This is a genomic window from Azohydromonas lata NBRC 102462, assembly GCF_001571085.1.
GTDB classification, from domain to species: domain Bacteria; phylum Pseudomonadota; class Gammaproteobacteria; order Burkholderiales; family Burkholderiaceae_C; genus Azohydromonas; species Azohydromonas lata.
In genome coordinates this window covers 57,885-74,090 of record NZ_BCTC01000012.1, presented here as the reverse complement: position 1 = coordinate 74,090, position 16,206 = coordinate 57,885, and the positions used below count along the sequence as shown (strand labels likewise).

Sequence of the window (16,206 nt, the reverse complement as noted above, 5' to 3'; positions counted from 1 at the left end):
CGTGGAGGCGCTTGCGCGCTCGCTGTACGGGGCGCTGCTGTGGTCGCTCACGCCCGCCTACCTGTTGAAACTGTGGCGGCGAGGGGGCCGCGAGCCGGCCTACCGCGAGCGCTTGGGCGAGCGGCTGGGCCGCTATGAATACCCCGCGCCGCCACCGCGGCGCCTGGTGTGGGTGCATGCCGTCTCGCTGGGCGAGACGCGCGCCGCGGCGCCGCTGATTGCCGCGCTGCGCGCGCAGCGGCCGGACTTGCGGCTGCTGCTGACCACCAGCACCGCCACCGGCTGGGCCGCGGGCCACGCGCTGCTGCGCGCCGGCGACGTGCACACCTGGCTGCCCTACGACACGCCCGGTGCCGTGCGCCGCTTCCTGCGCCACCACCGCCCGCTCGTGGGCGTGCTCATGGAAACCGAGGTCTGGCCCAACCTGCTGGCCGTGGCCGCGCGCGAGCAGTTGCCCATGGTGCTGGCCAATGCGCGCTTGAGCGCCAAGAGCCTGCGCAAGGGCGAGCGCTTCGCCACGCTCATGCGGCCGGCGGCCGGGCGCTTCCTGCGCGTGCTGGCGCAGACGCAGGACGACGCGCAGCGTTTCCGCGAGATGGGCGCGCCCTTCGTGGAGGTGTGCGGCAACCTGAAATTCGACATCGCCCCGCCGCCTGCGCTGCTGCAGCGCGGGCAGCAGTGGCGCTCGCGCCTGCAGCGCCCCGTGGTGCTGGCCGCCAGCACGCGCGAGAACGAGGAGGCGCCGCTGCTGGCCGCCTGGCGCGAGCTGCCGCAACCGCGGCCGCTGCTGGTGCTGGTGCCGCGCCACCCGCAGCGCTTCGACGAGGTGGCCGCCCTGGTGGAGCAGGCCGGCTTCAGTGGCGTGCGCCGCAGCAGCTGGGGCGAGGGCGAGCCGCCGCAGGAGGCAGCGCTGGCCGACGTCTGGCTGGGCGACTCCATAGGCGAGATGGCGCTGTACTACGCCTGCTCGGACTCCGGGCTTTTGGGCGGCAGCTTCGAGCCCTTGGGTGGGCAGAACCTGATCGAGGCCGCCGCCTGCGGCTGCCCGCTGGTGCTGGGCCCGCACACCTTCAACTTTGCCGAAGCCGCCGAGCTGGCCGTGCAGGCGCGCGCCGCGATGCGCGCGGCCGACATCCGCCAGGGCGTGGTCTATGCCGCCATGCTGGCCGTGGACCCGCAGCGCAACGGCTGGGTGGACCGCGCGCTCACCTTCGCCAGCCGCCACCGCGGGGCGACGGAGCGCATGGCCGAGCGCATCGTTGGGCTGCTGCCGGCGGTGATTTGAAAGCCGGGCGCCAGCCTGGAGCCCGGCCCCGCCAGCTGTTCCTCAAGGCGCCGCCAGCATCCCTTCCACCGGCTGCAGATCGCCCGGCTCCAGCAGCCCCGCGGCCTGGCGCAGGCGCAGGGCGCCCACCATCAGGTCGTAGCGCGCCTTGTAGAGGTCGCGCTGCGTGCTGTAGAGCTGGGTTTGGGCGTTGAGCACGTCCAGGTTGACGCGCACGCCCACGCGGTAGCCCAGTTGCGTGGCTTCCAACGCCAGGCGGCTGGAGCTTTCGGCCGCCTCGAGCGCGCCCACCTGCGCGCGCCCGGAGAGCACCGCGCTCCAGAGCTGGCGCGTCTGCAGCGCCACCGTGCGCTGCGCGGCCTCCAGGTCGTTGCGGGCCTTCTCCTCCAGCTTCAGCGTCTCCTCCACGCGGTTCTGTATGGAGTTGCCCGCGTACAGCGGCAGGTTGAGCTGCACGCCCACGCTGCCTGTCTGGGTGGTGCCGTTGGTCGAGGCGTTGCGCACGCCGTCGCCATTGGTGTTGCCGCGGGAGACGGAGCCCACCAGGTCCAGCGTGGGCAGGTGGTTGGCGCGGGCCTTCTCGGTTTCCAGCCTGGCGATCTCCAGCGCCGCCTGCGCGCGCTGCACCTGCGGATGCAGCGTGCGGCTGGCTTCCACCCAGTCGTCTATGCCGGCGGGCGCCAGCACGTCGGGCAGCTGCACCGGCTGGCGCAGCGGCAGGGGCTGCACGCCGCTGCGGCCCACGAGCTGGTCCAGCGCGATGCGCTTGGTGCGCAGGTCGTTGTCGGCGGCGATCTCCTGGGCGGTGGCCAGGTCGAAGCGCGCCTGCGCCTCGCGCGTGTCGGTGATGGTGGCCGTGCCCACTTCGAAGTTGCGCTTGGCCGAGGCCAGCTGCTCGGCGATGGCCTGCTTGCTCGCGCGCGTGGTGGTGAGCGTGTCCTGCGCGGACAGCACGTCGAAATAGGCCTGCGCCACGCGCACCAGCAAGTCCTGCTCGGCCACCTGCAGCTCGGCCAGCGAGCCCTCCAGGCTGCGTCGCGACTGTTGGACGGTGGCGTCGTTGGCGCGGTTGAACAGGGGCTGGCGCGCGTTGATCGCCACTTGCTTGCTGTTGTTGTCGCGCGAGCTCACGCCGTTGCTGAAAGCCGTGGCCGGGCCCCGGGTGCTGCCGTCGGTGCGCGTGGCGCTGGCGGCGAGGCTCACGTTGGGCCGGTGCAGCGCGTCGCTTTGCGCGGCGCGGTAGGGCGCCGACTCGGCCAGGGCGCGCGCGCTCAGGTAGGCGGCGTCGAATCCGCGCGCGGCCTGGTACAGCTCGGTCAGGCCTTGCGCGTGAGCCGTGCCGGCCAGGGCCAGCAGCCAGACGGCCATGCGGCCGTAAGTCTTGGGAGAAGGCATGGGCGGGATGCGATCGGGTTGGGCGCCGCCGCGGCGGAGGCCCGGGTCGGTGTCGGGGAAGGGGCTCTGGCCGCGCCGCCAGGCGGTACGCGGCGCGCAGGGCGGTCAGTAGCGCGGCAGCGAGCGGTCCATCTCCAGCGACCAGGCGTCTATGCCGCCGATCACGTCCCAGACCTCGTCGAAGCCATGGTGGGCGAGGTAGGCCGCCACGTGCGCGCTGCGCACGCCGTGGTGGCACAGGCAGACGATGGGCGCGTCGTCCGGCAGCTCATTGAGCCGCGAGGTCAGCTCGCCCATGGGGATGTCCAGCGCGCGCGTGCCCGGCAGCCGCAGCGCCGCGCGCTCCAGCTCCCAGGGCTCGCGCACGTCCAGCAGCACGGGCTGCTGCTGGGCATGGGCCTGCAGGAAGTCCTGCAGCTCGGCAACGCGCAGGCGGTGCATGGCAGCGGGCTTTCCCGGCTCAGAACGAGAAGCGGGTGGGTTCGGGGAACTTGAGCAGGCGCGGTGCGACGGTGTCGAACAGCACCACCTCGCCGAACTCGCGCTCGCCGGTGCGGGTGTAGAGCGTGGCGCGCATCATGGGCTCGTTGCCGACGATGGCCACCAGGCGGCCGCCGACCTTGAGCTGCTCCAGCAGCTCCTGCGGCACCGCGGCCACCGAGCCGGAGAGGATGATGGCGTCGAAGGGCGACTCGCCGGCCAGGCCCAGCGCGCCGTTGCCCTGGCGCACGGTGACGTTCATGATGCCGGCGCGCTTGAGGTTGGCCTTGGCCATCTCCACCAGCTCAGGCTCCAGTTCCAGGCTGAAGACCTGCTGCGCGCGGTGCGCCAGCAGCGCAGCCATGTAGCCGGAGCCGGTGCCCACTTCCAGCACCTTCTCGTGGCGCTGGAGCCTGAGGTCCTGCAGCAGCCGCGCCTCGAGCTTGGGCTCGAGCATGCACTGGCCGGCGGCGCCGCCCTGGCGCAGCGGCACCATCATGTCCACGAAAGTCAGGGCCCGCTGCGAGGCGGGCACGAAATCCTCGCGCTTCATCACCGCCAGCAGCGTGAGCACATCCGAATCCAGCACATCCCAGGGGCGGATCTGCTGCTCGATCATGTTGAAGCGGGCTTGTTCGACGTTCATGGTGGTTGTGTGGGTGTTTGCAGCGTGAATCGACGGCCGGGATTCTAGGCGGGCCCCATGTCATGGGGCTTGCGGCGGCCAGCGCAAGGGCGGGCGGGCGCTGCCTAGAATTTCCGCATGAAGCCTTTTCGCCCCCTTGGTCCCTGCCGCCGCCGACGGCTGCTGCTCACCCTCCCGGCGCTGGGCGCTTCGCTGCTGGCCGGTTGTGGCGCGCTTGGGCTGCCCACGGAGCTCACGCTCACGCAGCAGGAGCTCGACGAGCGCCTGGCGCGGCGTTTCCCGCGCACGCAGCGCGTGCTGGAAGTGCTGGATCTCACCCTGAGCGACCCGCGCGTGCGGCTGATGCCGGAAAGCAACCGCCTGGCCTGCGACTTCGCCCTGGGCTTGCGCGAGCGCCTGTTCGACGCCGGCGGCAGCGGGCGCATCGCCTTCGATACCGGGCTGCGCTGGGAGCCCGCGGACGCCTCGCTGCGCCTGGCGCAGGTGGCCGTGCAGCGGCTGGAGCTGCAGGGGCTGCCGGGCGCGCTGCAATCGCAGGCCTCGCGCGCGGGGCGGCTGCTGGCCGAGCAGCTGCTGGAAGGCTTCACCCTGTGGCAGATGCCCGCGGAGCAGCAGCAGCGGCTGCGCCGCGCGGGGCTGGACGTCGGGACCATAGAGGTGCAGCCGCAGGGGCTGGTGGTGCATTTCGCGCGCGGCGCGGCGCGCTGACCGTTGCCGGCGCGACCGTTGCGTGAGCGCCACGGGGGGTAGGTAACATCCCCAGCTTTTGCGCTGAGCGGAGCTGTCTCTTGGACTGGATGCTGCTGTTGAAAGCCGCCGTGATGGGCGTGGTGGAGGGCTTGACCGAATTCCTGCCCATTTCGTCCACGGGACACCTGATCCTGGCGGGCTCGCTGCTGGGTTTCGAAGGCGAGACGGCCAAGGTCTTCGACATCGCCATACAGACCGGCGCGATGTTCGCCGTGATCTGGGAGTACCGGCAGCGGCTGCTGGGCACGGTGCGCGGCCTGGGCCACGACCCGGTGGCGCGGCGCTTTGCGCTGAACGTTCTGGTGGCCTTCATCCCCGCGGTGGTGCTGGGCCTGGCGCTGGGCAAGACCATCAAGGCGCACCTGTTCAAGCCCGTGCCGGTGGCCATGGCCTTCATCGTGGGCGGCCTGCTGATCCTGTGGATAGAGCGCATCCACCGCGCCCGCTACGGCTCGGACGACCCCGAGAAGCCGCGCGTGGCGCGCGTGGAGACGGTGGACCAGATGAGCGGGCTGGATGCGCTGCGGGTGGGCCTGCTGCAGTGCCTGGCGCTGATCCCGGGCACCAGCCGCTCCGGCGCCACCATCATGGGCGCGATGCTGCTGGGCTTCTCGCGCAAGGCGGCCACGGAGTTCAGCTTCTACCTGGGCATCCCGACGCTGATGGGCGCGGGCGCCTACTCGGTGTGGAAGCAGCGCGAGGCGCTGCACGTGGCCGATCTGCCGCTGTTTGCCGTGGGCACGGTGGTGGCCTTCGCCAGCGCGCTGCTGTGCATACGCTGGCTCATCCGTTACGTCTCCAGCCACGACTTCGTGCCCTTCGCCTGGTATCGCCTGGTCTTCGGCGGCATCGTGCTGCTGACGGCCTACACGGGCTGGGTCGACTGGGTGGATTGACCACGGATTCCCACAACGCAAGGAGAGCGCCATGCGCCTGGTGATCGGCAACAAGAACTACTCCTCCTGGTCCATGCGGCCCTGGGTGCTGATGAAGCAGTTGGGCATCCCGTTCGAGGAGGAGAAGCTGCGGCTGGACTTCACCCCGGGCTCGGCCTTCCGCGCGCGGCTGGCCGAGGTCTCGCCGGTGGGCAAGGTGCCGGTGCTGCTGGACGGCGATCTGGCCATCTGGGACACGCTGGCCATCACCGAATACCTGGCCGAGAAGCTCACCGGCGTGGCCGTGTGGCCGCGCGACGCGAAAGCGCGCGCGCGTGCGCGCTCGCTGTGCGCGGAGATGCATTCCGGCTTCATGTCGCTGCGCAGCAAGTGCCCCATGAACATCGAGGCCAGCCTGCCCGCGGTGGGCGCGCAGCTGATGGCCGGGGACGACGGCGTGCCGCGCGACCTGGCGCGCATCACGGCCATGTGGACCGAGGCGCTGCAGGGCAGCGGCGGGCCCTTCCTCTTCGGCGAGTTCTCGGCGGCCGACGCGTTTTATGCGCCCGTGGTGGCGCGGCTGCGCACCTACGCGCTGCCCGTGCCGCCGCAGGTGGCCGACTACATGGCGCGCGTGTGGTCCGCGCCGGGCGTGGCGGCCTGGGTGGCCGGCGCGCTGGCCGAGCAGGACTGGATCGGCGAGGACGAGCCTTACCGGCCATCCCGCTGAAAGCGCCTCAGCGCTTCTTGAACACCAGGTCCCAGACCCCGTGGCCCAGGCGCAGGCCGCGGGCCTCGAATTTGGTCAGCGGCCGGTACTCGGGGCGGGGCGCGTAGCCCTCGGCCGTGTTGGCCAGGGCCGGCTCGGCCGAGAGCACTTCCAGCATCTGCTCGGCGTAGGGCTGCCAGTCGGTGGCGCAGTGCAGGTAGCCGCCGGGGGCCAGCCGCGTGACCAGCTCGGCCACGAAGGGCGACTGGATCAGGCGGCGCTTGTTGTGCTTCTTCTTGTGCCAGGGGTCGGGGAAGAAGATGTGCACGCCCGCCAGCGAGCCGGGCGCGACCATGTGCTGCAGCACCTGCACCGCGTCGTGCTGGACGATGCGCAGATTGGTGAGGCCCTTCTCGCCGATGTGCTTGAGCAGCGCCCCGACGCCGGGCGTGTGGACCTCGACGCCGATGAAATCGTGGTCCGCCAGCGTGGTGGCGATCTGCGCGGTGGCGTCGCCCATGCCGAAGCCGATTTCCAGCACCACGGGCGCCTGGCGGCCGAAGACGGCCGGGTAGTCCAGCGGCTGCGGCTGGTAGGGCAGGACGAAGCGCGGTCCCAGCTCGGCCAGCGCACGCTGCTGGCCCGTGCCCATGCGGCCGGCGCGCAGCACGTAGCTGCGGATGGCGCGGGCGTGCGGCGGCTGGGTGGAGGAGGGCTCCTCGGCGGGAGCGGGAGCGGAGACGTCGTCGGCGGCGTTCATGGCGGGGGGCGGAAAAGCGGATCGGTCCTGGCGCCGGCGCGCGGCCGTTGGTCGGCGCGCGGCGCAAAAGGGGCCGCATTGTGCCGTGGCGCGAAGGCCCCGGCGCCGCGGCGGCCGTGCGGCGCGCTGGCCACAGCCGTGAGGAAGTGGCGTTCGCAGCCCCTATAATCCGGCCTCTCAGAGCGGGCGTCGTATAACGGCCATTACCTTGGCTTCCCAAGCCAATGACGAGGGTTCGACTCCCTTCGCCCGCTCCACACACATCCCCCAAGGGCCGCCTCGTGCGGCCCTTGGCGCTTGTGGGGGCCGGGCCCCTTTCGCCACGGACGTACCATGCGGGACTTTGCCTTGCCCGTCCCCCGTGCCCTCCGGAGCCCGCCATGAAGTTGCTGCGCGTGATCACCGTGGCCGTCCCGTCCCCCCAACTGCCCGCCGAGCCCTGGGGCGGCTTCGAATTCCAGCCGTGTGACGACCTGGACGCCGCCCTGGCCGCACTGCAGCAGCAGCCGGCCGATGCGCTGTGGGTTCGCGTGGCCGACACCGCCGCGCTGCATGAGCTGCAGCACTGGAGCGCGCTGTCGGCTGCCGTGGGCGAATGCGCGCTGGTCGCCTCGCTGCCGCAGCCGGCCGATGGCTTGGCGCTGGTGGGTCGCGGCGCGCAGGACCTGCTGCCGCTGCACGCGGGTGCCGGCGACGTGGCCCGCGCGCTGCGCCTGGCCGTGGAGCGCAAGCGCATCGAACGCGCCGCCCGCGGCACCTTTGCCACCGACGTCGCCACCGGGCTGCCCAACCGCGAGCAGCTCATCGAGCACGTCAGCCACCTGCTGGCGCTGCGCGAGCGCGAGCCCGCACCCATGGCGCTGCTGGCCGTGCGTGTGGAAGGCTTTGCCACCGTGCAGGCGCGGCTGGGCGGCGAATCGGCCCCTGTGCTGCGGCGCAAGGTGGCGGTGCGGCTGCGCGCGGGCTTGCGCGCCAGCGACGTGGTGGCGGCCATCGCCCCGGACACTTTTGCCGTGCTGCTGGCCTGGATAGACGCCCCCGGCGACGCGCGCAAGGTCGCCGACAAGTTGCTGGAGACGCTGCAGCGCCCCTTCAGCCTGCAGGGCGAGGCCGTGGCCGTGGGCGTGGCGCTGGGCGTGAGCCTGAGCCCCGGGGACGGCCGCGACGCCGCCGAGCTGCTGCGCCGATCCGTGGCGCTGGCCGCCGCCGCGCCCGCCGTGGGCCGCGCCGGCTACGCCAACTTCAGCGAGCGCGGCGCGCAGCCCGCAGCCAACGACGAGGAATGAGCCGCCGCGCGCGGCTTCCCGGAAAAGAAAAGGGCCGCAAGTCGCGGCCCTCGTCATTGGCGGCGGATACGCCTGCCGCTCACCAGAACAGCGCCCACAGCGCGGCGATGATCAGCGCCCACTTGCCCACGTAGTAGGTCGTGCGGCTGCGCTTCTTGAGGTCCTTGGCCTTCTGGCGCAGGGCATAAAAGCCCTTGAAGAAGCGGTTGAAGGCGCCCACGTGCTCGCCGGGCACGTTTTGCGTGGCGGCGGCCGACATGACGTGGCGCGCGAAGAAGCGGTTGAACCAGCGCGCGGGCGCGAACCACAGCGGCCGCTCCACGTCGCAGAACAGGATCACGCGCTGCTGCTGCGTGCCGTTGGCGGCGTGGTGGATGTAGGTCTCGTCGAACATCACCGCCTGGCCGTCGCGCCAGTGGTGGCGCTGGCCGTCCACCTCGATGTAGCAGCCCGGGTCGTTGGGCGTGGCCAGGCCCAGGTGGTAGCGCAGCGAGCCGGCGTAGGGGTCGCGGTGGCGCACCAGCGTCGCGCCCGGCGGCAGCGAGGCGAACATGGCCGCCTTCACCGACGGAATGCCCTTGAGCAGCGCCACCGTGCGCGGGCAGGCGGCTTCGGCCGAGGGCATCTCCTGCCCGTACCAGCTCAGGTAGAAGCGCTTCCAGCCCGTGCGGAAGAAGCTGTTGAAGCCCATGTCGATGTGGCCGTCGGCCGCGCGTATGGCGCCCTGCTCGTTCAGCCGCAGGGCCTCCTCGCGAATGAGCTGCCAGTGGTCCGTGAGCACCTGCATCTCGGGAAACTCGCGCGGGTCTATGAAGGCGCTGCGCGGCGTGCGCGAGAACAGGTACATCAGCGCGTTCACGGGGGCGAGCAGCACCTGGAAGTCCAGCAGCGCGCGGACCATGCCGAAGCGCACGCGGCCGCGCAAGTGCGCGTACAGCGCCGAGGCCACGAAGACGAGCAGCACCCAGTGCCGCGGTTCGAGAGAGAGTTTCATGGGGAGGCTTCCCGGTAACGGCACGCGTGGCCCGCACAACCCGCACAACCCGCACGGCGACAGCGGGCCGGGGCAGGGCGGGCGCGCCGGGGTGCGGCGGCGCCCGCGGGCCTCAAGTCACTTGAGGATGTCGCCCAAGCAGAGGTACTTGAGCTCGATGTAGTCGTCCATGCCGTGGTGCGAGCCCTCGCGGCCCAAGCCGGACTGCTTCACGCCGCCGAAGGGCACCTCGGCCGTGGAGATGATGCCGGTGTTGATGCCCACCATGCCGTACTCCAGCGCCTCGCCCACGCGGAAGATGCGGCCGATGTCGCGGCTGTAGAAGTAGCTGGCCAGGCCGAACTCGGTGGCGTTGGCCAGGGCGATGGCCTCGGCCTCGGTGGCAAAGCGCTGCACGGGGGCGACCGGGCCGAAGGTCTCCTCGCGCGTGCACAGCATGTCGCCGGTCACGTCGGCCAGCACGGTGGGGGCGTAGAAGAGGTTGCTCTGCAGGCCCTGCACGCGCGCGCCGCCGCTCACCAGCCGCGCGCCCTTGGCCAGCGCGTCGGCCACGTGGGCCTCGGCCTTCTCCACGGCGGCCGGCTCGATCATGGGGCCCACCTGCACGCCGGGCTCGAAGCCGTTGCCCACCTTGAGCTGGCCCACGCGCTCGGCCAGCTTGGCCACGAAGGCGTCGTACACGCCGTCCTGCACGTACATGCGGTTGGCGCACACGCAGGTCTGGCCGGCGTTGCGGTACTTGCTGGCCAGCGCGCCTTCCACGGCGCTGTCCAGGTCGGCGTCGTCGAAGACGATGAAGGGCGCGTTGCCGCCCAGCTCCAGGCCCAGCTTCTTGATGGTGGGCGCGCACTGCTTCATGAGGATGCGGCCGACCTCGGTGGAGCCGGTGAAGCTGAGGTGGCGCACCACGTCGGAGTCGCACAGCACCTTGCCCACCTCGATGGAGCGCTGCGAGTCGGCCGTGATCACGTTGAGCACGCCCGCAGGCATGCCCGCGCGCTGCGCGAGCTCGGCCACGGCCAGCGCCGACAGCGGCGTGGCCTCGGCGGGCTTGATCACCACGGGGCAGCCCGCGGCCAGGGCCGGCGCGACCTTGCGCGTGATCATGGCGATGGGGAAGTTCCACGGCGTGATGGCCGCGCACACGCCGATGGGCTGCTTGATGACGAGGTAGCGCTTGTTGCCGTCGGTGGTCGGCACGGTCTCGCCATAGACGCGCTTGGCTTCCTCGGCGAACCACTCGATGAAGCTGGCGCCGTAGCCCACTTCGCCGCGCGCCTCGGCCAGGGGCTTGCCCTGCTCGGCGGTCATGATGCGGGCCAGGTCCTCGGCGTTCTGCATCAGCAGCTGGTACCAGCGCATGAGGATGGCGCCGCGCTCCTTGGCGGTCTTGGCGCGCCAGGCCGGCCAGGCCTTGTCGGCGGCCTGGAGGGCGGCTTCGGCCTCGCTGCCACCCAGGTTGGGCACCTCGGCCAGCACGCGGCCCGTGGCCGGGTCGCGGACTTCGAAACGGGTTTCGCCTGCGACCCACTGCCCGTTGATGAGGGCGTCGGTCTTGAGGAGGCTGGGGTCCTGCAGGGTGGTCAGGGGAGTGTTGTCGTTCATGTCGGCTGCTTCGTGTGCACGGGACAGGGCCGACATGATAGGCGCGCCCCTGCGGGCGGCCTTGACGCAGCCGAAGCCGGCGAGGTGCCGACCTATAATCGCCGGTTCGTCTAAACACGTGCCGAATCAAGCACTTGGCGACCGCTGCAGCGGCTGTCGCCGGCGCCGGCCGAGGAGGCGGCTTCCATCCCCACGGGAAGGCCGTCGCAGAGCATGCCTGTCGCGGGCCGCGAGAGCCGCCCGCTGACTCCAGAAAGCACCGGATGAAAGCCGCCGAAATCCGCCAGTCGTTCCTGAAGTTCTTCGAGTCCAAGGGCCACGCCATCGTGGCCTCCAGCCCCGTGGTGCCGGGCGACGACCCCACGCTGCTGTTCACCAACGCGGGGATGAACCAGTTCAAGGACGTGTTCCTGGGCTTCGACAAGCGCCCCTACAGCCGCGCCACCACGGCCCAGAAGTGCATCCGCGCCGGCGGCAAGCACAACGACCTGGACAACGTGGGCTACACCGCGCGGCACCACACCTTCTTCGAGATGCTGGGCAACTTCAGCTTCGGGGACTACTTCAAGCACGACGCCATCCAGTACGCCTGGGAGCTGCTGACCAAGGTGTTCAAGCTGCCCGAGGACAAGCTCTGGGTGACGGTCTACGCCGAGGACGACGAGGCGTTTGAGATCTGGAACAAGACCGTGGGCGTGCCGGCCGAGCGCATCGTGCGCATCGGCGACAACAAGGGCGCGCGCTACGCCTCGGACAACTTCTGGATGATGGGCGACACCGGCCCCTGCGGCCCGTGCACCGAGATCTTCTACGACCACGGCCCCGAGATCGCCGGCGGCCCGCCGGGGTCGCCTGATGAAGACGGCGACCGCTACATCGAGATCTGGAACAACGTGTTCATGCAGTTCAACCGCGACGAAGCGGGCGTGATGCACAAGCTTCCCAAACCCAGCGTCGACACCGGCATGGGCCTGGAGCGCATCGCGGCGGTGCTGCAGCACGTGCACTCCAACTACGAGATCGACCTGTTCGTGAACCTGCTGGCCGCGGCCAAGGGCGCGGTGGACGCGGCCGGTGCCGGCCACTGCGACGCGGCCTCGCCCTCGCTCAAGGTGATTGCCGACCACATCCGCGCCTGCGCCTTCACGGTGGCCGACGGCGTGATCCCCGGCAACGCCGGCCGCGGCTACGTGCTGCGCCGCATCACGCGCCGCGCCATCCGCCACGGCTACAAGCTGGGCGCGCGCACCCCGTTCTTCCACAAGCTCGTGGCCGCGCTGGTCAAGGAGATGGGCGACGCCTACTCCGAGCTGCGCCAGAACGAGTCGCGCGTCACCGAGGTGCTCAGGCAGGAGGAGGAGCGCTTCTTCCAGACCATCGCCAACGGCATGGAAATCCTGGAAGCGGCCCTGGCCACGGGCGCGCAGGTGGTGGACGGCGAGACCGCCTTCAAGCTGCACGACACCTACGGCTTCCCGCTGGACCTCACGGCCGACGTGTGCCGCGAGCGCGGCGTGACGGTGGACGAGGCCGGCTTCAACGTCGCCATGAACCGCCAGCGCGAGTTGGCCCGCGCCGCCGGCAAGTTCAAGATGGCCGCCGGCCTGGAGTACAGCGGCTCGGCCACGACCTTCCACGGCTACGACAAGCTGCTGCACGACACCGCCACCGTGGTGGCCGTGTACGTGGACGGCGTGCAGGCCGAGTCCGCCCGCGCCGGCGACGACGCCGTGATCGTGCTGGACCACACCCCCTTCTATGCCGAGAGCGGCGGCCAGGTCGGCGACGCCGGCGAGCTGCGCAACGCCAGCACGCGCGTGGAAGTGGACGACACCATGAAGATCCAGGCCGACGTGTTCGGCCACCACGGCCGCGTCGTCGAGGGCGAGGTGCGCGTGGGCGACGCCTTCAACGCCCGCGTGGACGCCGAGCGGCGCGCGCGCATCATGCGCAACCACAGCGCCACGCACCTGATGCACAAGGCGCTGCGCGAGGTGCTCGGCGGCCACGTGCAGCAAAAGGGCTCGCTGGTGACGCCGGAGCGCACGCGCTTCGACTTCGCGCACACCGCGCCGCTGACGGCCGAGGAAATCCGCCGCGTCGAGGCCATCGTCAACGCCGAAGTCCTGGCCAACGAGGCCACCGACGCCACCGTCATGGCGCTGGAAGACGCGCAAAAGACGGGCGCCATGATGCTGTTCGGCGAGAAGTACGGCGAGCGCGTGCGCGTGCTGCGCATCGGCTCCACGCAGGAGCTGTGCGGCGGCACGCACGTGCAGCGCACGGGCGACATCGGCCTCTTCAAAATCGTGGCCGAAGGCGGCGTGGCCGCCGGCATCCGCCGCGTCGAGGCCGTCACGGGCGAGAACGCGCTGGCCTACGTGCAGTCGCTGGAGACCACGGTCAGCAGCGTGGCCGGCGCCCTGAAGGTGACGCCGGCCGACGTGCCGGCGCGCCTCACGCAAGTGCAGGAGCAGGTGCGCGCGCTGGAGAAGGAAATCGCCGCGCTCAAGGGCAAGCTGGCGTCTTCCCAGGGCGACGAGCTGCTCACCCGCGCCGTGGAGGTGAAGGGCCTGAAGGTGCTGGCCGCCACGCTGGAAGGCGCCGACGCCAAGACCCTGCGCGAGACCATGGACAAGCTCAAGGACAAGCTCAAGAGCGCCGCCATCGTCCTGGCCGCCGTAGAAGGCGCCAAGGTGCAGATCGCCGCGGGCGTGACGGCCGACTCCATCGCCAAGGTCAAGGCCGGCGAGCTGGTGAACTTCGTGGCGCAGCAAGTCGGCGGCAAGGGCGGCGGCAAGCCGGACATGGCCATGGCCGGCGGCACGGACGCCTCCAAGCTGCCCCAGGCCCTGGCCTCGGTGCAGGGCTGGGTGGCCGAGCGGCTGTAAGCCTGCCGGTGGCGCCCAACGCGGCGCCTGCATGAAGAAAGCCCGTCGCGCTGTTGGCCGACGGGCTTTTTGCTTTGGTTTGCTTTGGAGGTGGAGGGCGTGTCGTGAGCACAGGGTGCTGCGCCCCCGATTCGTCATGCCCGCGAAAGCGGGCATCCACGAGTACCGCTACAGCGGCGTGCTCACCGCAGCCTCATGCGATGCGGTGCGAAGACGGCACCTCGGCGTTCGTGGATGCCCGCTTTCGCGGGCATGACGGAACAGGGGGCACGGCGTCCTGGTCTTCTTGCTGCTCCCAGTCACTTGCGCCCCTTGAGCTGCTCGCAAGGGTCCGTCCCGCCGGTGGAATGCAGCGAGGGCAGGGTGCGGTCCGAGGGCAGGGCGTCGCCGGGGGCATGGCCGAACATGGTCACGTAGAGATCGTCGGCCTTGAAGCCGAGCTGCTGCAGGTGCAGCGGCACGCCGCGGTCGCGCGCGGCGTGTTGCGCGCCGGAGAGCAGCAGCACCTGGCGGCCGGGGCCCGCGCTCTCCACGGCCTGCGCCACGGTGCGCGCCATGCTCTGGTCGCGCGCGAGCTGTATGCGCAACATGCCGCCCTCGTGCTCGGCCGGCAGCAGCCCGCAGTGGCCCTCGCGTATGGCGGTTTTCAATTCGTCGTTGATGGCCGGGGGCAGCAGCCGGTCCAGAGATTCGTTCTGCATGGCCTCGCGCATGTCGCGCCGCGGCAGGTTGCCGCCCAGCACCGGCACCTCGGCGCGCACGGCCGACATCACCACGTCCTTATAGGTATCCCAGGGCCAGGCGGCGGCGCTCCAGCGCAGGGCATCCTTGACGGCGGCCTCGTCGGCCGCGGCGGGCAACCGCGCCGTGCTGGCGCCGCTCTCGGCCATCTCCAGCACCACGGCGGCCAGCCGCCGCTGCTGCGCCAGCTCGCGCACCGCTTGCGCCACCTGCCGCTGCTGGTCGGCCTGGTCGTGCTGCTCGCCGTAGAGCAGCACGCGCGGCGCGGTCGGCGGCATGGCGGCCCGCGCACAGGGCAGCAGCAGGCCCAGGGACAGCAACAGCGGGAACAGGCGCGGCAGCGGTTTCATGCAGGAACCCTCTCCAGGCAGAGCAACGGTGGGGCGCCAGGCGACGGCCCCAAGGCCCAGCATAGCGAGCCGCGGGCCTGGACATGGCCGCGCGCAAGCCCCTGATAGAGTGCGCGCCTTATGAAGGAACCCCCCGATCTCGCCGGCCGGCACCTGGTGTTCGGCCTCTCCGGCGGCATCGCCTGCTACAAGTCCGCCGAGCTGGTGCGCGAGCTCATGCGCGCCGGCGCCACGGTGCAGGTGGTGATGACGCCCGCGGCCGAACAGTTCATCACCGCCGTGACGATGCAGGCCCTCTCCGGCCGCCCCGTGGTGCGCAGCCAGTGGGACGAGCGCGAGCACAACGCGATGGCCCACATCAACCTGAGCCGCGCGGCCGACGCCATCCTCATCGCCCCGGCCAGCGCCGACCTCATCGCGCAGCTCGCCCAGGGCCGCGCCGACGAGCTGTTGAGCCTGCTATGCCTGGCCCGCCCCTTTGCCTCCGGCCACGAGCGCGTGCCGCTGCTGCTGGCCCCGGCCATGAACCGCGAGATGTGGGCCCACCCGGCCACGCAGCGCAACGTCGCCCAAGTGGTGGCCGACGGCGCCCTGCTGCTGGGCCCGGGCCACGGCGACCAGGCCTGCGGCGAAGTGGGCGATGGCCGCATGCTGGAGGCCGTTGAGCTGCGCGACGCCGTCATCGGCTTCTTCCAACCCAAGGTCTTGCAAGGCAAGAAGCTCCTGATCACCGCCGGGCCGACCTTCGAGCCCATCGACCCGGTGCGGGGCTTGACCAATCTCTCCAGCGGCAAGATGGGTTTCGCCATCGCCCGCACGGCGCAGGAGGCGGGCGCCGAGGTGACGCTCGTGGCCGGCCCCGTGCACCTGGACACGCCCGCCGGGGTGCGCCGCATCGACGTGCGCACGGCGCGGCAGATGTTCGACGCGGTGCTGCCGCTGGCCCCCGAGCACGACGTGTTCGTGGCCACTGCCGCGGTGGCCGACTGGCGCCCGGCCGACGTGTCGGACGCCAAGATCAAGAAGGCCCCGGGCCGCGACGTGCCGGTGCTGGAGCTCGTCGAGAACCCCGACATCCTGGCCGCGGTGGCGCGGCTGGCGCGCAGGCCTTACTGCGTGGGCTTTGCCGCCGAGAGCCACGACCTGGCCAGACACGCGCGGGAAAAACTTCAGCGAAAGAATGTGCCCCTGGTGGTGGGCAACCTGGGCCCCGCCACCTTCGGCCGCGACGACAACGCGCTGCTGCTGGTGGATGCCCAGGGTGAGCGCGAAGTGCCCTGCGCGTCCAAGCGGGCGCTTTCGCGCGTGCTGGTACAGGAGATTGCGCAGCGGCTGGCCAGCCGAAGCTGAAGACACCCGGCCAACTCCCAACTCCCACAACACATCGTCATGCCCGCGCAGGCGGGCATCCACCCTTGCCGTGATGCCGCCAAGGCTGC

14 protein-coding genes and 1 tRNA gene are annotated in these 16,206 nt (G+C 71.1%); 8 read left to right on the top strand and 7 right to left on the bottom strand.

The window, feature by feature from the left end:
• Position 1: 1 nt before the first annotated feature.
• Positions 2 to 1,285: a 3-deoxy-D-manno-octulosonic acid transferase gene (locus ALA01S_RS06895; RefSeq protein WP_066333885.1), complete on the top strand. Its 1,284-nt coding sequence runs from the start codon at positions 2 to 4 to the stop codon at positions 1,283 to 1,285.
• Between the two features lie 42 nt (positions 1,286 to 1,327).
• Here the strand turns inward: ALA01S_RS06895 and ALA01S_RS06890 are convergent, their stop codons facing one another.
• The 3 genes from ALA01S_RS06890 to ALA01S_RS06880 form a co-directional block, all read right to left on the bottom strand.
• Complete coding sequence (locus ALA01S_RS06890) at positions 1,328 to 2,680, bottom strand: TolC family outer membrane protein (RefSeq protein WP_066333879.1); 1,353 nt, start codon at positions 2,678 to 2,680, stop codon at positions 1,328 to 1,330.
• A 105-nt stretch (positions 2,681 to 2,785) separates the two neighbouring features.
• Complete coding sequence (locus tag ALA01S_RS06885) at positions 2,786 to 3,121, bottom strand: rhodanese-like domain-containing protein (protein ID WP_066333877.1); 336 nt, start codon at positions 3,119 to 3,121, stop codon at positions 2,786 to 2,788.
• 19 nt (positions 3,122 to 3,140) lie between these two features.
• Complete coding sequence (locus ALA01S_RS06880; RefSeq protein ID WP_066333875.1) at positions 3,141 to 3,806, bottom strand: protein-L-isoaspartate O-methyltransferase family protein; 666 nt, start codon at positions 3,804 to 3,806, stop codon at positions 3,141 to 3,143.
• Positions 3,807 to 3,923: 117 nt separating this feature from the next.
• Here ALA01S_RS06880 and ALA01S_RS06875 point away from each other — a divergent pair, with 117 nt between their 5' ends.
• From ALA01S_RS06875 to ALA01S_RS06865, 3 genes are all read left to right on the top strand, one after another.
• Positions 3,924 to 4,514, top strand: a complete 591-nt coding sequence (locus ALA01S_RS06875) for a DUF1439 domain-containing protein (RefSeq protein ID WP_066333873.1) — start codon at positions 3,924 to 3,926, stop codon at positions 4,512 to 4,514.
• An 80-nt stretch (positions 4,515 to 4,594) separates the two neighbouring features.
• The gene (locus tag ALA01S_RS06870) at positions 4,595 to 5,452 is read left to right on the top strand and encodes an undecaprenyl-diphosphate phosphatase (RefSeq protein ID WP_066333866.1); all 858 of its coding nucleotides are present in this window, start codon (positions 4,595 to 4,597) and stop codon (positions 5,450 to 5,452) included.
• Positions 5,453 to 5,483: 31 nt separating this feature from the next.
• Positions 5,484 to 6,161: a glutathione S-transferase family protein gene (locus ALA01S_RS06865; RefSeq protein WP_066333865.1), complete on the top strand. Its 678-nt coding sequence runs from the start codon at positions 5,484 to 5,486 to the stop codon at positions 6,159 to 6,161.
• Positions 6,162 to 6,168: 7 nt separating this feature from the next.
• On the opposite strand, the gene trmB is transcribed toward ALA01S_RS06865, so the two are convergent.
• Positions 6,169 to 6,900, bottom strand: coding sequence for a tRNA (guanosine(46)-N7)-methyltransferase TrmB (trmB, locus tag ALA01S_RS06860; RefSeq protein WP_084267278.1), 732 nt, complete (start codon positions 6,898 to 6,900; stop codon positions 6,169 to 6,171).
• 182 nt (positions 6,901 to 7,082) lie between these two features.
• On the opposite strand from trmB, the gene ALA01S_RS06855 reads away from it, so the two are divergent.
• Positions 7,083 to 7,157 (top strand) — tRNA-Gly (locus tag ALA01S_RS06855).
• Positions 7,158 to 7,280: 123 nt separating this feature from the next.
• Positions 7,281 to 8,186, top strand: coding sequence for a GGDEF domain-containing protein (locus ALA01S_RS06850; RefSeq protein ID WP_066333864.1), 906 nt, complete (start codon positions 7,281 to 7,283; stop codon positions 8,184 to 8,186).
• A 79-nt stretch (positions 8,187 to 8,265) separates the two neighbouring features.
• On the opposite strand, the gene ALA01S_RS06845 is transcribed toward ALA01S_RS06850, so the two are convergent.
• Together ALA01S_RS06845 and ALA01S_RS06840 are read right to left on the bottom strand one after the other, a co-directional pair.
• The gene (locus ALA01S_RS06845) at positions 8,266 to 9,180 is read right to left on the bottom strand and encodes an aspartyl/asparaginyl beta-hydroxylase domain-containing protein (protein ID WP_066333863.1); all 915 of its coding nucleotides are present in this window, start codon (positions 9,178 to 9,180) and stop codon (positions 8,266 to 8,268) included.
• 117 nt (positions 9,181 to 9,297) lie between these two features.
• Positions 9,298 to 10,785: an NAD-dependent succinate-semialdehyde dehydrogenase gene (locus ALA01S_RS06840; protein WP_066333862.1), complete on the bottom strand. Its 1,488-nt coding sequence runs from the start codon at positions 10,783 to 10,785 to the stop codon at positions 9,298 to 9,300.
• A gap of 263 nt (positions 10,786 to 11,048) precedes the next feature.
• Here ALA01S_RS06840 and alaS point away from each other — a divergent pair, with 263 nt between their 5' ends.
• On the top strand, positions 11,049 to 13,676 hold the full coding sequence (gene alaS / locus ALA01S_RS06835) for an alanine--tRNA ligase (protein ID WP_066333859.1): 2,628 nt from the start codon (positions 11,049 to 11,051) through the stop codon (positions 13,674 to 13,676).
• 299 nt (positions 13,677 to 13,975) lie between these two features.
• Here the strand turns inward: alaS and ALA01S_RS06830 are convergent, their stop codons facing one another.
• Entirely contained in the window at positions 13,976 to 14,767 is a 792-nt protein-coding gene (locus tag ALA01S_RS06830) for a ChaN family lipoprotein (RefSeq protein WP_066333858.1), read from the bottom strand.
• 120 nt (positions 14,768 to 14,887) lie between these two features.
• Here ALA01S_RS06830 and coaBC point away from each other — a divergent pair, with 120 nt between their 5' ends.
• Positions 14,888 to 16,117, top strand: a complete 1,230-nt coding sequence (gene coaBC, locus ALA01S_RS06825; RefSeq protein WP_066333856.1) for a bifunctional phosphopantothenoylcysteine decarboxylase/phosphopantothenate--cysteine ligase CoaBC — start codon at positions 14,888 to 14,890, stop codon at positions 16,115 to 16,117.
• Positions 16,118 to 16,206 lie beyond the last annotated feature (89 nt).

Bases quoted from the DNA above. Each gene is read 5' to 3' on its own strand.
- ALA01S_RS06890 (WP_066333879.1), bottom strand. From the start codon at position 2,680: ATGCCTTCTCCCAAGACTTACGGCCGCATGGCCGTCTGGCTGCTGGCC.
- ALA01S_RS06885 (WP_066333877.1), bottom strand. From the start codon at position 3,121: ATGCACCGCCTGCGCGTTGCCGAGCTGCAGGACTTCCTGCAGGCCCAT.
- ALA01S_RS06880 (WP_066333875.1), bottom strand. From the start codon at position 3,806: ATGAACGTCGAACAAGCCCGCTTCAACATGATCGAGCAGCAGATCCGC.
- ALA01S_RS06875 (WP_066333873.1), top strand. From the start codon at position 3,924: ATGAAGCCTTTTCGCCCCCTTGGTCCCTGCCGCCGCCGACGGCTGCTG.
- ALA01S_RS06865 (WP_066333865.1), top strand. From the start codon at position 5,484: ATGCGCCTGGTGATCGGCAACAAGAACTACTCCTCCTGGTCCATGCGG.
- trmB (WP_084267278.1), bottom strand. From the start codon at position 6,900: ATGAACGCCGCCGACGACGTCTCCGCTCCCGCTCCCGCCGAGGAGCCC.
- ALA01S_RS06850 (WP_066333864.1), top strand. From the start codon at position 7,281: ATGAAGTTGCTGCGCGTGATCACCGTGGCCGTCCCGTCCCCCCAACTG.
- ALA01S_RS06845 (WP_066333863.1), bottom strand. From the start codon at position 9,180: ATGAAACTCTCTCTCGAACCGCGGCACTGGGTGCTGCTCGTCTTCGTG.
- ALA01S_RS06840 (WP_066333862.1), bottom strand. From the start codon at position 10,785: ATGAACGACAACACTCCCCTGACCACCCTGCAGGACCCCAGCCTCCTC.
- alaS (WP_066333859.1), top strand. From the start codon at position 11,049: ATGAAAGCCGCCGAAATCCGCCAGTCGTTCCTGAAGTTCTTCGAGTCC.
- ALA01S_RS06830 (WP_066333858.1), bottom strand. From the start codon at position 14,767: ATGAAACCGCTGCCGCGCCTGTTCCCGCTGTTGCTGTCCCTGGGCCTG.
- coaBC (WP_066333856.1), top strand. From the start codon at position 14,888: ATGAAGGAACCCCCCGATCTCGCCGGCCGGCACCTGGTGTTCGGCCTC.